The sequence below is a fragment of the Streptomyces sp. NRRL S-31 genome (genome assembly GCF_000718775.1).
Classification (GTDB): domain Bacteria; phylum Actinomycetota; class Actinomycetes; order Streptomycetales; family Streptomycetaceae; genus Streptomyces.
This window is the reverse complement of the sequence record NZ_JOCB01000095.1, coordinates 1-14,067: the sequence shown is the minus strand read 5'-3', so window position 1 is coordinate 14,067 and position 14,067 is coordinate 1. Positions and strand designations below refer to the sequence as shown.

At 72.7% G+C, this 14,067-nt stretch carries 15 protein-coding genes; 14 read left to right on the top strand and 1 reads right to left on the bottom strand.

Going from position 1 to position 14,067, the window contains the following annotated elements; genetic code table 11:
- Positions 1–87: 87 nt before the first annotated feature.
- A complete protein-coding gene (locus tag IF37_RS0130485) occupies positions 88–1,815 on the bottom strand; it encodes a chitinase (RefSeq protein WP_030749739.1) in 1,728 nt (575 codons plus the stop codon).
- Positions 1,816–2,120: 305 nt separating this feature from the next.
- On the opposite strand from IF37_RS0130485, the gene IF37_RS0130480 reads away from it, so the two are divergent.
- The 14 genes from IF37_RS0130480 (at position 2,121) to IF37_RS0130415 (ending at position 14,045) form a co-directional block, all read left to right on the top strand.
- Positions 2,121–3,020, top strand: a complete 900-nt coding sequence (locus tag IF37_RS0130480; protein ID WP_253915897.1) for a hypothetical protein — start codon at positions 2,121–2,123, stop codon at positions 3,018–3,020.
- Between the two features lie 112 nt (positions 3,021–3,132).
- Positions 3,133–3,837: a Flp pilus assembly protein CpaB gene (cpaB, locus tag IF37_RS0130475; protein ID WP_030749733.1), complete on the top strand. Its 705-nt coding sequence runs from the start codon at positions 3,133–3,135 to the stop codon at positions 3,835–3,837.
- Positions 3,838–3,849: 12 nt separating this feature from the next.
- Positions 3,850–5,088, top strand: a complete 1,239-nt coding sequence (locus IF37_RS0130470; protein ID WP_030749731.1) for a cellulose synthase operon protein YhjQ/BcsQ — start codon at positions 3,850–3,852, stop codon at positions 5,086–5,088.
- A gap of 7 nt (positions 5,089–5,095) precedes the next feature.
- Positions 5,096–5,476 (top strand): TadE family protein, encoded by a 381-nt coding sequence (locus IF37_RS0130465; protein WP_030749728.1) that lies wholly within the window; start codon positions 5,096–5,098, stop codon positions 5,474–5,476.
- Between the two features lie 137 nt (positions 5,477–5,613).
- Entirely contained in the window at positions 5,614–5,964 is a 351-nt protein-coding gene (locus IF37_RS0130460; RefSeq protein WP_030749725.1) for a TadE/TadG family type IV pilus assembly protein, read from the top strand.
- A 15-nt stretch (positions 5,965–5,979) separates the two neighbouring features.
- The gene (locus IF37_RS0130455; RefSeq protein ID WP_030749723.1) at positions 5,980–7,317 is read left to right on the top strand and encodes a CpaF family protein; all 1,338 of its coding nucleotides are present in this window, start codon (positions 5,980–5,982) and stop codon (positions 7,315–7,317) included.
- 6 nt (positions 7,318–7,323) lie between these two features.
- Positions 7,324–8,268 (top strand): type II secretion system F family protein, encoded by a 945-nt coding sequence (locus tag IF37_RS0130450; RefSeq protein ID WP_030749720.1) that lies wholly within the window; start codon positions 7,324–7,326, stop codon positions 8,266–8,268.
- Positions 8,269–8,281: 13 nt separating this feature from the next.
- Complete coding sequence (locus tag IF37_RS0130445; protein WP_030749718.1) at positions 8,282–9,169, top strand: DUF5936 domain-containing protein; 888 nt, start codon at positions 8,282–8,284, stop codon at positions 9,167–9,169.
- A 725-nt stretch (positions 9,170–9,894) separates the two neighbouring features.
- A complete protein-coding gene (locus tag IF37_RS0130440; RefSeq protein WP_052845463.1) occupies positions 9,895–11,115 on the top strand; it encodes a sensor histidine kinase in 1,221 nt (406 codons plus the stop codon).
- A gap of 11 nt (positions 11,116–11,126) precedes the next feature.
- The gene (locus IF37_RS0130435; RefSeq protein WP_030749712.1) at positions 11,127–11,891 is read left to right on the top strand and encodes a response regulator transcription factor; all 765 of its coding nucleotides are present in this window, start codon (positions 11,127–11,129) and stop codon (positions 11,889–11,891) included.
- A 125-nt stretch (positions 11,892–12,016) separates the two neighbouring features.
- The gene (locus IF37_RS0130430) at positions 12,017–12,214 is read left to right on the top strand and encodes a Flp family type IVb pilin (protein ID WP_030749709.1); all 198 of its coding nucleotides are present in this window, start codon (positions 12,017–12,019) and stop codon (positions 12,212–12,214) included.
- Complete coding sequence (locus tag IF37_RS0130425; protein WP_030749706.1) at positions 12,211–12,816, top strand: pilus assembly protein TadG-related protein; 606 nt, start codon at positions 12,211–12,213, stop codon at positions 12,814–12,816. Before IF37_RS0130430 ends, IF37_RS0130425 begins: the two co-directional genes overlap by 4 nt.
- Before the next feature lie 16 nt (positions 12,817–12,832).
- The gene (locus IF37_RS0130420; protein ID WP_030749703.1) at positions 12,833–13,414 is read left to right on the top strand and encodes a hypothetical protein; all 582 of its coding nucleotides are present in this window, start codon (positions 12,833–12,835) and stop codon (positions 13,412–13,414) included.
- 7 nt (positions 13,415–13,421) lie between these two features.
- Positions 13,422–14,045 carry an OmpA family protein gene (locus IF37_RS0130415; protein ID WP_030749700.1) on the top strand — a complete coding sequence of 208 codons (624 nt, stop codon included), beginning with the start codon at positions 13,422–13,424 and terminating at the stop codon, positions 14,043–14,045.
- Positions 14,046–14,067: the final 22 nt, after the last annotated feature.

Genomic DNA, 14,067 nt, shown 5'->3' with positions numbered 1-14,067 from the left:
ATCACCCCTTGAGCGCGAGTCCGGCCGCGCACGGCGAACGCCCGGGCCGACGGGGCCCGGGCGTCGTCATGTGCCGTACGGCTCAGGTCACGGCAGGGCGTGCACCTTCGCGCCCACCGGGGTCGACCAGGCGTTGCCCGAGGCCGCGTCCCAGTTCGTGGACCAGGTCATCGCGCCCCGCAGGTCGGGGTAGGTCCTGGACGGCTTGAAGGTGCCGCAGTTGGTGCCGGCCGTCAGGCAGTCCAGGGCGTTGTTGACCACGCTCGGCGACACGTACCCGCCGCCCGCGGCCCGCGTCGAGGCCGGCAGGCCGAGGCCCACCTGGGACGGGGACAGACCGCCCTCCAGCTGGATGCAGGCGAGGGCCGTCAGGAAGTCGACCGTGCCCTGGCTGTAGACCTTGCCGTCGCAGCCCAGCATCGAACCGCTGTTGTAGTACTGCATGTTGACGACCGTGAGGATGTCCTTCACGTTCAGCGCCGTCTGGAAGTAGCCGCCCGACGTCGACTGCATGTCGATCGTCTGCGGGGCCATCGTGATGATCAGCGACGAACCGGCCTTCGCGGACAGCGACCGGAGCGCCTGGGTCATGTACGTCGGGTTCAGCCCGTTCTCCAGGTCGATGTCGACGCCGTCGAAGCCGTACGTCTGCATCAGCGAGTAGACCGAGTTGGCGAAGTTGGCCGCCGAGCCGGCGTCGTTCACCGACACCGTGCCCTTCTCGCCGCCGATGGAGACGATGACCTTCTTGCCGGCCGCCTGCTTCGCCTTGATGTCGGCCTTGAACTGGTCGACCGTGTAGCCGCCGAGGCCGGCCGAGTCCAGGTTGAAGGAGACGGCACCCGGAGTGGAGGTCGAGTCCGCGAAGGCCACCGCGATGATGTCGTAGGCGGCGGGGACGTCGGACAGCTTCTGCACGGTGGCGCCGTTGTTGAAGTTCTGCCAGTAGCCGGTCACCGCGTGCTTGGGCAGGGAACCGCCGCCGCCTCCGCCTCCGCCTCCGCCGCCGGAGGTCGTGGTGCCCGTGACGGTCGCCGACTTCGCGGACTCGCCCGCCGCGTTCGTCGCCGTCACCTGGAAGGGGTAGGAGGTGGCGGCGGACAGCCCGGTCACCGTCGCCGACGTGCCCGTCACGGCCGTGACCTTGGTGCCGTTGCGGTAGACGTTGTAGCCGGTCGCGCCCGACACCGGCGACCAGGACAGGGAGACCGAGGAGGACGTCGTGCCGGAGACCGCGAGGCCGGCCGGGGCCGCCGGGACCGTCGGGTTCGGGGTGCCGGTACCGCCGCCGTCGGGGCCGAAGACCGAGACGTCGTCGGCGTAGTAGGCCGACTGGCCGTACCAGCCGTGGGTGTAGACCGTGACGGAGGTCGTGGACGCGCTTGTCGTGAACGTCGTCGACAGCTGCTTGTAGGAGGGCGCGTCGGGGGTCCAGGTCGAGACGTCCGTCGTGCCGGTGCCCGACACGCCCAGGTAGGCGTAGCCGCCCTGCACCCACGCGCTGAGCGTGTACGTCGAGCCGGGCTTGACCGCCACCGTCTGGCTGCACTGGGCGTTGTCCTGGCCGGACGGGGTCGCCTTCAGGGCGGCGGTGCCCCCGTGCACCGGGGAGGAGACCGTCGTACCGCTGCCCGCCGAACAGGTCCAGTCGCCGAGGCCGGACTCGAAGCCCGCGTTGCGGACGTTGTTGACGTCCGCCGCGGAGGCGGGGGTGGCCGCGGCGAGGCCCGCGACCGAGAGAGCCAGGGTGGTGGCGGCGGACCACGTCGCGAGCCGCCGTCTGCGGGGTCTGGGTATGCCTGGTGCGCGGTCCACTGGAGCCTCCGGTGGGGAGTCGACGGGGAGAGGGGGAGAGCACGGTGGCCACCGCTCGCCCTACAAGTTGGTCCAGACCAATCAGGGTGTCAAGAGGTCCAGACCAAAACCGTTTCCGATCGGCGACTCAACCTGTCCGGGTTTGACGGCACTTGCTACTGGAGAGTTCCACACCGGCTTCACCAACGCTGTTCTCCGGCCATGCGGCCGTGGATACAGTGCTCGGGTAGTCACGCAATGAAGTCACCCCGGCGCACCGGAGTCACCCCGGCGGGCCGGCGGGTGCGAAGAGCGGGGAGCTGCACGTGCCAACTGCCATTGCCGTGACCAGCGCCGACCTGGCGCTGCCGGCGCAGGACGAACGGACCATGCCCGCCGTGGTGCTGGCCGGCCTCGACCGCGAGCCGCTGGACGAGTGCCTCACCGAACTCCAGGCCCTGACCGAGCAGTACGGCCATGTCGTCGTCGTGTGCTCCGAGGCCACCCCGGAACCGGTCATACGACGGCTCCACACCCTGCGCTCGCTGCTGGAGAGCGACCGCATCGCCCTGTTCCGGCCCGGGCTGCCACCGCTCGGCATCGCCGTCCTGGCCCGCCAGCTGCGCCAGCTCGCCTCCTGTGACCTGGGCCCGGGCGTGCTCGCCTCCGCCGGACGGCTGCTCACCCACTACATCCACGCCGGGGCCGTCCTCGGCTCCGTCGCCAGGCTGGACCGGGTCCCGGTCGGGCTGAAGGCGCACGCCAGGTCGTGGGTGCCCGGCAGCCAGTTCGCGGTCGTCGCCCACCCCGAGCCCCAGCTCGTCCGGGTCGGGCCCGAGGCCACCCTCGACGGGCCCGAGTTCGGCACCCGGATGCTGCTCGCCAAGGGGCAGTTGCAGAGCGACTGGGCCGACGGGCTCGGCACGCGGTGGGGCGCGCAGGGGCTGAGCGAGACGCCGTTGCCCGCCGAGTCCGCCGTGTGGTGGGGGACCGGCCGGCTGGTCGAGTTCTGCGCCTACCTCGCCGAACTCTCCGTCCTCTACCAACTGGTCACCTCGGTCAGGCAGTCCAGCTGTCACTGGTGCGGCATCGACGTCATCGGCGACCGCTGCGTCTTCTGCTCCGCCGGTCCGCCGTCCGCCCCCGACGCCGTCGGGCCCAACGCCCCGGAGCACCGTGCCCCGGAGCACCAGCACCGTGCCCCGGAGCCCCGCGCACCCGCCTGACCGGCCCGCCCCGCCCGGCTGACCACACCCGTTGACCGACCCCGGACGCCGGCGGCCCGGACACGACCCCCACCGCCCGCACGACCGATCCCCCAATGAGGTTGCACGGTTCATGAACTCCCGTCAGCGCCGCGGCGTGATACTCCTGATCCTGTCGGCCCTGTGCGCTCTGGGCGCGTTCGCCGGCGTGCTCTCCGTCGTCCACGACGCGAACTCCAAGGTCGGTCCCGAGGTCACCGCCTACCGGGTCAGGTCCGAGGTCAAGCCGTACACCACGCTCGGCACGGACCAGTTCGAGCGGGTCACGATGCCCAGGCGGTGGCTGTCCGACAACGCCGTCACCGACCTGCGGCAGATCCGCGGCAAGATCGCCGTGACCACCCTGCGCGCGGGCTCCCTGCTCCAGACCGACATGATCGTGAACCGGCCCGCCCTCCAGCCCGGCCAGCAGGAGGTCGCCATCATGATCGACGCGGCGACCGGCGTGGCGGGCAAGATCACCCCCGGCTCGCGCGTCAACGTCTACGCCACCTTCGAGGGCCGGAAGGAGGGCGACCCCGACCAGTCGAGGATCATCGTGACCAACGCCCGGGTCCTCGACGTCGGCCGGATCACCGCCCTCGAACCCGACGACGACACCCGCCGGCAGCCCGCCGAGGCCGTCCCGATCACCTTCGCGCTGTCCACCGTCGACGCCCAGCGCATCACCTACGCCGAGTCCTTCGCCCAGCGCGTCCGGCTCGCGCTCGTGGCGCCCGGCAGCGAGACCGGCGTCCCCGACAAGGACCGCACCTACGAACTCGCGACGGACAAGTGAGAGGCGGCCCGCATGCCCACCAGGATTCTCCCGGCCGGCTCGGACCCGGACGCCGTCCGCTCCCTCACCACGCTGCTCAGCCAGCTCCCCGACAGCGAGCCGCAGCCCCCGGTGACCGACTCCACCCAGCTGGTCGACACCCTCGCCCGGCTCGCCGCCGAGTCGGTCGACGAACTGCCGGAGGTGGTCGTCGTCCACGAGCGCGTCGGCCCGGTCCCGGCCCTTGAGCTGATCCGCGAGGTCGCCCTGCGCTTCCCCGCCGTCGGCGTCGTCCTCGTCACCACCGACGCGAGCCCCGGGCTCTTCGCCGCCGCCATGGACTCCGGCGCCCGCGGCCTGGTCGGCCTTCCGCTGTCGTACGACGAACTCGCCGGCCGCGTCCAGGCCGTCGCCCAGTGGTCGACGGGGGTACGACGGCACCTCGGGCACGGCGCCGAGGCGCTCGCCGGGGCCGGCGGCACCGTCGTCACGGTCAGCGGCGCCAAGGGCGGCGTCGGCGCGACCCTCGCCGCCATCCAACTGGCCCTCGCCGCCCAGGCGTCCGGCCGCGCCACCGTCCTGGTCGACCTCGACCTCCAGACCGGCGACATCGCCTCCTACCTCGACATCCAGTTCCGCCGGTCGGTGGCCGACCTCGCCGCCATCACCGACATCTCGCCGCGCGTCCTCGCCGACGCCGTCTTCCGCCACGGCACCGGGCTCGCCCTGCTCCTCGCGCCCGGCGAGGGCGAGCGCGGCGAGGAGGTCACCGACCGTGCCGCCCGCCAGCTCGTCAGCGCCCTGCGCTCCCGCTACGAGGTGGTCGTCGTCGACTGCGGCGCCCAGCTGAGCGGCGCGGGCGCTGCGGCGGTGGAGACGGCCGACACGGCCCTGCTCGTCACCACGCCGGACGTCATCGCCGTACGCGCCGCCAAACGGACCGTACGGATGTGGGACCGGCTCCAGATCCGCAAGGCCGAGGAGACCACGGTGGTCGTCAACCGGCTCACCCGCGGTACGGAGATCCAGCCCGCGCTGGTGCGGCGCATCACCGGCACCGCGCTGGCCCGGACCGCCGTACCCGCCAACTACAAGGAACTCCAGGGCGTCGTGGACGCGGGCCGGGTGCACGAACTCGACGCCAGGAGCACGGTGAAGCAGGCGCTGTGGGCACTCGCGGGGGAGCTGGGCCTGGCGCGGGCGGCGGACGAGCAGGGCACCCACCGGGGCGGCGGCCGGGGCGCGGTGGGCTTCAGACGGCGGAAGGAGTGAGCGCGCGATGAGGCGACCCGGTGGGGATCGCGGACAGGTCAGCGTGGAGTTGCTCGGCATGACGCCGCTGATCCTGCTGACGCTGGTGCTCGTGTGGCAGGCCGTGCTGGCGGGATACACCTTCACGCTCGCCGGGAACGCGGCCGACGAGGCGGTGCGGGCCGGGACGGCGGTGCCTCCCGGGGAACGGGCCGGGGCGTGCCGCGAGGCCGCGCTGAAGCACCTGCCGGACGCGTGGCGCTCCGGCGCCGGGGTGCCGCCGTGCGGGGGATCCGGCTATGTCACGGCGGACGTGGACCTCAAGGTCCCGGTCCTCTTCCCCGGCTTCATCGACTTCCCGGTCACGGTGCACGGCCACGCGGGCGCCGTCGAGGAGGCGAAACGCTGATGCCGTACGCGGACGGACACGGACACGGACACGGACACGCGCACGGGCGCGGGCGGCGGAACAGGCCGGGGCACGGACAGCGGCAGCGGCAGCGAAGCAGGTTCGGACACGGGTTCGGGCGCCGATCAGGACGTGGGTTGGGACGTGGGTCCGGGGGCGGGCGGCGCGACACGGGTCAGGTCGCCGTCGAGTACCTGGGCTTCATCCCGGTCCTGCTGATCGTCGGGCTGGCCGGCGTCCAGATCGGAGCCGTCGCCTACGCCGCCGAGCAGGCCGGTACGGCGGCCCGGGCGGGGGCGCGCGCGGCGTCGCTGGGGCGCAGCGCGCAGGAGGCGTGCGCGCGGGCGGTGAGCGGCGGGATCGACGTGAGCTGCTCGTCCGGCGGCGGAGGGGACTCGGTCACCGTCACCGCGACCGTCCGCATCCCCACCGTCGTCTGGGACCTGGGCGACGCCACCAAGTCCGCCACCATGCCCCGCGACCACTGAGAGGGGACGCCGACCATGAGCCTGCGGGCACGCATCAGCACGCCGGAGGAGCACGGCAGCCGGGGAGAGGACGGGCACCTGGTCGCCTCCTACCGGGCCAAGCTGCTGGAGGAGATCGACCTCGCCGAGATGAGCGCCCTGGCCGCCGCCGAGCGCCGGGCCCGTCTGGAGCGGGTGCTCGGGCACATCATCAGCCGCGAGGGCCCCGTCCTGTCGACCGTCGAGCGCTCCCAGCTGATCCGCCGGGTGGTGGACGAGGCGCTCGGCCTCGGCATCCTCGAACCCCTGCTGGAGGACGCGTCGATCACCGAGATCATGGTGAACGGCCCCGACGCGATCTTCGTGGAACGCGGCGGCCGGGTGGAGCAGCTGCCGTTGCGGTTCGTCTCCGCGGACCAGCTGATGCAGACCATCGAACGGATCGTGTCGACGGTCAACCGCCGGGTGGACGAGTCGAACCCGATGGTGGACGCCCGACTCCCCTCCGGCGAGCGCGTCAACGTCATCATCCCGCCGCTGTCCCTGACCGGCCCGGTCCTCACCATCCGCCGCTTCCCGCGCTCCTTCACCCTCCAGGAGCTGATCGGCTTCGACTCGCTGGACGAGCACATGGTGTACCTGCTGGCGGGACTCGTGCAGGCGAAGTTCAACATCATCGTCTCCGGCGCGACCGGCACCGGGAAGACGACCCTGCTGAACGCGCTGTCCGGGCTGATCCCGCCGCACGAGCGCATCATCACCATCGAGGACTCCGCAGAACTCCAGCTCCAGCAGACCCATGTGGTCCGGCTGGAGTCGCGCCCGCCGAACGTGGAGGGCAAGGGCCAGGTCACCATCCGCGACCTGGTCCGCAACTCGCTGCGGATGCGCCCCGACCGGATCGTGGTCGGCGAGGTCCGCGGCGGCGAGTCCCTGGACATGCTCCAGGCGATGTCGACGGGCCACGACGGCTCGCTGGCGACCGTGCACGCCAACAGCGCCGAGGACGCCCTCACCCGGCTCCAGACCCTGGCCTCCATGTCCGACGTCGAGGTCCCCTTCGCCGCCCTGCACGACCAGATCAACAGCGCGGTCGACGTCATCGTCCAGCTCACCCGGTTCGCCGACGGCGCCCGCCGGATCACCGAGATCGCGCTGCTGGACAGCCACGGCGGGGAGCCGTACCGGCTGGCCACCGCCGCCCGCTTCGAGGCCCGGCCGATGACCCCCGAGGGCCGGGTCCACGGCGCCTTCCGGTACTTCCCGCTGCCCCGCCGGGCCGCCGACCGCCTCTACATGGCGAGCCAGCCCGTCCCGCCGGCCTTCGGCGTCGCCCGCACCGCCGACCAGCTCGCCACCCGAGAAGCCAGGTAGCCGCCCATGGAACTCCCCACCCTCGTCCAGGTCACCACCGCGGTGGCGCTGCTGGCCTGTGTCCTGGCGGTGGCCGGGGTGCACGCCTACGCCTCCGGACGGGCCCGGCGCGCCGCCCTCGTGGACCGCCTCGCGCACACCGGGGCGCCGCCGGCGACCGGCCGCAGACGCCGCTTCCGCGCCCTGGACCGGCGGCTGCGCCGCACCCGCCTCGGCCGCCGGCTCCAGCTGCGCCTGGCGGCGACCGGCCTCGACGTCACGCCCGGCGAGTTCCTGGGGTACCTGCTCGCCACGGTCGCCGTGCTCTGGCTGCTCGGCCAGGCCACCCTGGCCCCCTTCTTCGGCCCGCTCGCCGGGCTGCTCGGCGTCTGGGCGGCGGTCCAGTTCCTCAACTGGCAGCGGCACAAGCGCATCGAGCGCTTCATCAACCAGCTCCCCGAACTGGCCCGCATCCTGGCCAACGCCACCCAGGCCGGGCTCGCCCTGCGCACCGCGATCGGCATGGCGGCGGAGGAACTGGAGGCCCCGGCCGGCGAGGAACTGGCGAAGGTCGCCGACCAGCTGGCCGTGGGCCACTCCCTGGACGACGCGCTCGGCGAGCTGGCCGGCCGCCTGCCCTCCCGCGAACTGGTCGTCCTCGTCACCACGCTGGTGCTGTCGAACCGCGCGGGCGGCCAGGTGGTCTCGGCCCTGCGGAACCTGACCGAGACCCTGGAGGAACGCAAGGAGACCCGGCGCGAGATCCGCACCCAGCTCTCCCAGGTGACCATGACGTCGTACGCCGTGCCCGTTCTCGGTGTCGGCGCGTTGTTCCTGATGAACGGCGTGAAGGACGGCGCGCTCGACCGGATGACCGGCTCCCCGGTCGGACAGGCGTGCGTGATCGTCGCGTTCGCCCTGTACGCGGTCGGCTTCGTCCTGATCCGCCGCCTCAGCCGGATCGACGTGTGAGGGAGGTGACCCGATGGCATTCCTGCTCGCCCTGCTGACGGGCCTCGGGGTCTGGGGCGTCTTCGCCGGCGTCCGCATGTACCGCGCGGACGCCAGGCTCCCCGCCGACCTCGCCGTCGCCCTGGAGGTCGGCGCCACCCGCACCGGCGCGGTCGGCTCGGTCGTCGACCGCCTGGGCATGCGGTACGCGCCGCTGGTGCTGCGCCTGATGGGCCCGCGGCTCGTCACCAGGTACCGCCGCAAGATAGATCTGGCCGGCAACCCCGGCGGCCTGACCATCGACCGCTACGCGGCCCGCCGCGCGGTCTACGGCGCCCTCGGCGGCGTCGGCTTCCTGGTCTTCCTGCTCCGCGGCCAGTGGTTCGTGGCGCTGCTGCTGCTCCTGTTCGGGGCGTTCTGGACGGAGGTCGGCATCTGGTCGGCGATCCGGGTCCGCCGGGACGTCATCGAACGCACCCTGCCGGACTTCCTGGACGTCCTGGCCGTGGTGGTCAGCGCGGGGCTCGGCTTCCGCCAGGCGCTGGACCGGGTCGCCTCCCGCTACGAGGGTCCCTGGGCCGACGAACTCCGCATCACCCTGCGCCAGATGGACCTCGGCATGAGCCGCCGGCAGGCGTTCGCGGAGCTGCGGCGGCGGAACGACTCCGAGCAGGTGGCGATGTTCGTGACGGCGTTGCAGCAGGGGGAGGAGCTGGGCGCGCCGATCGTGGACACGCTGGTCTCCCTGGCCAAGGACATGCGCCGCACCGACGCCCAGAACGCCCGCCGCAAGGCCGCGCGCGCGGTGCCCAAGGCCACGCTGATGATCACCACGTTCATGGTCCCGGCGACGATGCTGCTGCTGGGCGCGGGCCTGCTGCTGGGCTCCGGGGTGGACTTCGGCTCGCTCACGGGGAAGTGAGAACGGGCGTGACGGCGACGGGGCGCGGCACGCCGCAGAGGGCAGGAGCACGCCTCCGGGCATGGCTGACGAACCGGATGCCACCCGCACCCCGCCTCACCCGACGGGACCCGGCAGCGCCGACGGGGCCCCCGCACCCGGCGGGGCCCTCGGGGCCTCCGGACCCGGCCGGGGTCTCGGGGCCTTCGGACGCGGTGGAGTTCCCGGGGCCTTCGGACCTCGCGGGGCTTTCGGGGCTTCCGGATCCGGCGGCGTTCCCGGGGCCGTCCGACCCGGCGGGGGTCTCGGGGCTTTCGGACCCGGCGGCGTCTGCGGGGCCTCCCGATCCGGCGGGGGTCTCGGGGCTTTCGGACCCGGCGGCGTCTGCGGGGCCTTCGGACCCGGCGGGGGTCTCGGGGCCTTCGGACGCGGTGGAGTTCCCGGGGCCTTCGGACGCGGTGGAGTTTCCGGATCCTGCGGGGCCTGCGGGGCCTTCGGGCTCGGCGGGGGTCTCGGGGCTTTCGGACCCGGCGGCGTCTGCGGGGCCTCCGGACCCGGCAGGGGTCTCGGGGCCTTCGGGCGCGGTGGAGTTCCCGGGGCCTTCGGACCTCGCGGGGCTTTCGGGGCCTCCGGATCCGGCGGCGTTCCCGGGGCCGCCCGATCCGGCGGGGTGCCCGGGGCTCCCGGACCCGGTGGCGCTCCCGGCCGAGCCGTCCGAGAAGCTCCAGATCCGGGCCCTCCAGGCGATGTGCCGCCAGGTCTTCGGCTTCCGGCTGGCGATGATCGTCGTATCGGCCCCCGCCGCCCTCCTCAACGCGGCCCCCGGCCTCGGCGCCCGCCTCGTCGGCGCGGCCGTGGTCGTCACCGTCATGGTCTCCTACGTCCTCTTCCGCGACTGGGAACGCTTCGGCCCCCTCCTGCTGCGCCACCCCAGCCTGCTGGCCGTCGACACCCTGTCCGGTTCCTTCCTGCTGATCTCGGCGGGTCCGGACACCACGCTCGCCTACGTCAGCGTCTGCACCCCGCTCCTGGCCGGCCTGGTCTACAGCTGGCGCGGCGCCGCCTGCTTCGCCTCGCTCCAGTCCCTGATCCTGCTCCTGGTCCACACCACGCTGAAGGCCGACCGGCACGCCTCCGCCGCGGAGGCCCTGCTCCTGCCCGGCCTGTGCGTCATCGCCGGCGCCCTGGGCTCGACCCTGCGCAACCTGATGCTCCGCTTCGGCACCGCCACCCAGGCCCTGACGGCGGTGCAGGCCCGGCTCGCGGCGGCGGAGGCGGTGAGCGAGGAACGCGCCCGGCTGGCCCGGGAGATGCACGACTCCGTCGCCAAGACCCTCTACGGCGTGGCCCTGGCGGCGGACGGCCTGGCGGCGACCGCCTCGGCCGACGCCCCGGATGCCGCCCGGGTACGGCAGCAGGCGGAGCTGGTGTCCCGCTCGGCGCGCAGGGCGGCGGCGGAGTCCCGGGAACTGCTGACGGACCTTCGGCGGAACCGTCCCGAGACCGCGGACCAGCTTCCCTTCTGGCAGGAACTCGCACACCAGGCGGCCGACTTCACCCGGCGCACCGGCCTCCCCGTCACCTGTCACTGGCGGCCGGACGACCCCGCCCCCCTGCCGCCCCTGCCGGGCCCCGTGGCACGCCACGTCCTCTCCATCGCCGCGGAGGCGCTGGAGAACGCCCACCGGCACGCGTCCGCGACCCGTGTGGACGTACGGGCTGCGGTCGAGGGTCCCGTGCTCAGCCTCACGATCCACGACGACGGCGGCGGCCTGCCGCCCGGCACCACCCTGGAAGGGCTCCGCGCCCACGGCCACTTCGGACTGCTCGGCATGGTCGAACGGGCCGCGCGGACGGGGGCCCGCATCCGGGTCGGCAGAGGGGCGCACCGGCGCGGCACCGAGGTGCGCCTGGACATCCCGCTGCCGGTACCCGCCCCACCCACCCCGTCCCGGTCCCGCACCTGAGAGGAGGCACCATGCGCCCATCGCACTGCGTCCCCCGGCCCGGCTTCCCGCCGCCGCCACCGGCACCCCCGCCGTTGCGGCTGCTGGTCGCCGACGACAATCCCGTGGTCCGCGCCGGCCTGACGGCCCTGCTCTCGGACCGCCCGGACACCACGGTGGTGGCTCAGGCGCGGGACGGCCGGGAGGCGTACGAGGCGGCGGTCCGGCACCGGCCGGACGTCATCCTGCTGGACGTCCGCATGCCCGGGGTGGACGGGATCTCGGCATTGCCCCACCTGGTGCGGCTGGCCCCCGTCATGATGCTCACCTACAGCCACGAGACGGAGACCGTACGGGAGGCGCTGCGGCTGGGGGCGGGGGGATACCTGGTGCACGGCGAGTTCACGACGGAGCAGCTGGTGCGGGCGGTACGGGATGTGCGCGAGGGGCGTCCGCATGTGACCCCGGGGGCGGCGCAGGCGTTACTGACGACGCTTCGTGACGATGCACCTGCACAGCGATCTTCTCAACTCCCCTTTGATTCCGCCGAATTACCTCGTCCAGCTCTTTCGCAACTGCAACCCGCTATGGGACAGTCGTTCCGTTCGCGGTTCCGGCTGAGCTCGAGGGAGGCGGAGATCATGGACCTCATCGCGTCCGGCATGACCAACCAGCAGATCGCCGCCGCCTGCTTCATCAGCGAGAAGACGGTCAAGAACCACATCAACCGCATCTTCGCCAAGCTCCACAGCACCACCAGGTCCCAGGCCACGGCCAAGTGGCTGGGGGTGGCGTGACATGACACACCGCACAGGGAAACCCGCGGGGGAATGGGCCTGGGGTTGGGTCCTGGGGCCCTTCGGGGCGGGGAGTGCCGGGCCGTACCTTGCGCGGACCGGAGGCGAAGCTGGAGGGGAAAACCGTGAGCAAATGGTTCAACACCACCGTCGCGTATCTTCAGTCCCGGACGGCCCGCGGCGACAGGGGACAGACCGCGGTGGAGTACCTGGGCATCATCGCGGTGGTCGTCGCCATCGTCCTGGCGATCACCGGGACGAGCATCGGCCAGTCGATCTACGACGCGATCACCAACAAGATCTCCGAGGTCACCGGCGGCTGATTCCTCCGCGCCACGACGCAGGGCAGGCCTTCCCCATCTACATCACGGTGGTGGCGGGCCTGCTCTTTCTTGCGTTGGCCTATCTCGCGGTGGGCCAGGCGGCGGTGAACCGGAGCGGTGCCCAGACGGCGGCGGACGCGGCGGCTCTGGCGGCGGCTCAGCAGACCCGCGACCAACTGGCGGGCATGTGGGTGGACGACGTACGCGACCCGGCCAAGTGGCAGGCCATCTTCGACGGCGCCGGGGCGGCCGACTCCTGCTGGCGTGCCGACCAGCTCGCCGCGCAGAACGACGCGACGGCGCGGTGCACGTTCGACGCACCGCTGAGGTATGTGGTCGACGCCAGGACGAACAAGCCGGTGGGCGACTCCGTCGTGCCCGGCACCGAGAACACGCACTCGACGGCGCACGCGACCGCCGTGATCGAGCCGCTCTGCACGTTCAGGCCGCCCGGAGAAGAGGCCGAGAAGGCCGAACTTCCCTCGCTCACCTGCGCGGACGACAAGGTCTGGCAGGTGGAGCCGGACGACAGCACGGGGCTGCCGAGGCCCGAGGACCTCTTCGACGTCCATCTGGCCGACTCACCAGCGAACGACCGATGACGAAGGAAGCGGAGCTATGAGCATGCGGTTCACTGCACGGGCCCGGAGGGGCATGGTCGCATTGACCGTCGCGGCTGGTCTGGCCGTCGGTGCGGCCGGGTGCGGTGGGAGCGGCGGTGGCGAGAAGAAGCCGGAGGGCGCGGCATCCGCGGCCAGGTCGGGTGACTCCGGTCCGAGCGCGCAGGAGGGGCAGTCGGAGGAGCCGCTCGCGGAGCTGAAGGGGTCGGACGGCCTGCTGCTCCAAGTCACCTCGGCACAACGTGACGCGGGCGGCTTCGTCACGGTCAACGGCACCCTGAAGAACGACGGGGCGCAGACCGCGGTGATCCCCTCGGCCCTGAGCGGCAACGAGACCGAGATCATCAAGAACGGCAGGTCCTTCGGCGGGGCCACGCTGGTCGACTCCCAGGGCAAGAAGCGGTACTACGTGCTGCGGGACACCGAGGGCCGTCCGCTGACCACCACCGGCTTCTCGACCCTCAAGTCCGGCGCCACCCTGGCCGTCTTCATGCAGTTCCCGGCGCCCCCGGCGAGCGTGAGCGAACTGGACTTCCAGCTGCCGACGTTCACCTCCGCCGCCATCAAGATCTCCGGATGAGGCCCCAGTGACCACCACACCCCGCCTCGCCCTCGCCGGCGCCCTGCTGCTCTGTGCCGTGACCCTGCCCGCCGTCCCGGCGCTCGCCGATGGCACCGGACCCGGTGAACCGCCCGGTACCGAGCCCTCCGCCGCCGCGCCTGTCGAGGTCGACCCCACCGATCCCGACCTCAAGCTCCCGGAGGGCGCCACGCTCGCCGCGGCCAAGGTGCTGGACATCAAGTCGGTCGTGGAGGACCAGAGCGGGGACGAACGGCGCGAGGACACCAACGCCGACGTGACCTTCGCCCTCCAGGCCGAGGTGCTGTTCGGCAAGGACAGCGCGAAGGTCGGCGCGGAGGCGAAGATCCGCATCGCCACCATCGCCGAGGAGATCAGGAAGCAGAACCCGAGCCGGGTCCGCGTCTTCGGCTTCACCGACGACCTCGGCTCCTCGGCCCACGGCGACACCCTCTCCAAGCAGCGCGCCAACGCCGTACAGGCCGTACTGGACCAGGACCTGAACGCCCCGACCCTCACCTTCGACGTGCGCGGCTACGGCGAGCAGTACCCGATCGCCGACAACGCCACCGAGGAGGGCCGCCGGAAGAACCGCCGGGTCGAGGTCTCCTTCCCCCGCACCCACCCCTGACCGCCCCCGCGCACCCCCGCCC

Excerpts from the sequence above, each read along its gene's own strand:
- cpaB (WP_030749733.1), top strand. The coding sequence starts at position 3,133 with ATGAACTCCCGTCAGCGCCGCGGCGTGATACTCCTGATCCTGTCGGCC.
- IF37_RS0130470 (WP_030749731.1), top strand. The coding sequence starts at position 3,850 with ATGCCCACCAGGATTCTCCCGGCCGGCTCGGACCCGGACGCCGTCCGC.
- IF37_RS0130465 (WP_030749728.1), top strand. The coding sequence starts at position 5,096 with ATGAGGCGACCCGGTGGGGATCGCGGACAGGTCAGCGTGGAGTTGCTC.
- IF37_RS0130455 (WP_030749723.1), top strand. The coding sequence starts at position 5,980 with ATGAGCCTGCGGGCACGCATCAGCACGCCGGAGGAGCACGGCAGCCGG.
- IF37_RS0130450 (WP_030749720.1), top strand. The coding sequence starts at position 7,324 with ATGGAACTCCCCACCCTCGTCCAGGTCACCACCGCGGTGGCGCTGCTG.
- IF37_RS0130445 (WP_030749718.1), top strand. The coding sequence starts at position 8,282 with ATGGCATTCCTGCTCGCCCTGCTGACGGGCCTCGGGGTCTGGGGCGTC.
- IF37_RS0130440 (WP_052845463.1), top strand. The coding sequence starts at position 9,895 with ATGTGCCGCCAGGTCTTCGGCTTCCGGCTGGCGATGATCGTCGTATCG.
- IF37_RS0130435 (WP_030749712.1), top strand. The coding sequence starts at position 11,127 with ATGCGCCCATCGCACTGCGTCCCCCGGCCCGGCTTCCCGCCGCCGCCA.
- IF37_RS0130420 (WP_030749703.1), top strand. The coding sequence starts at position 12,833 with ATGAGCATGCGGTTCACTGCACGGGCCCGGAGGGGCATGGTCGCATTG.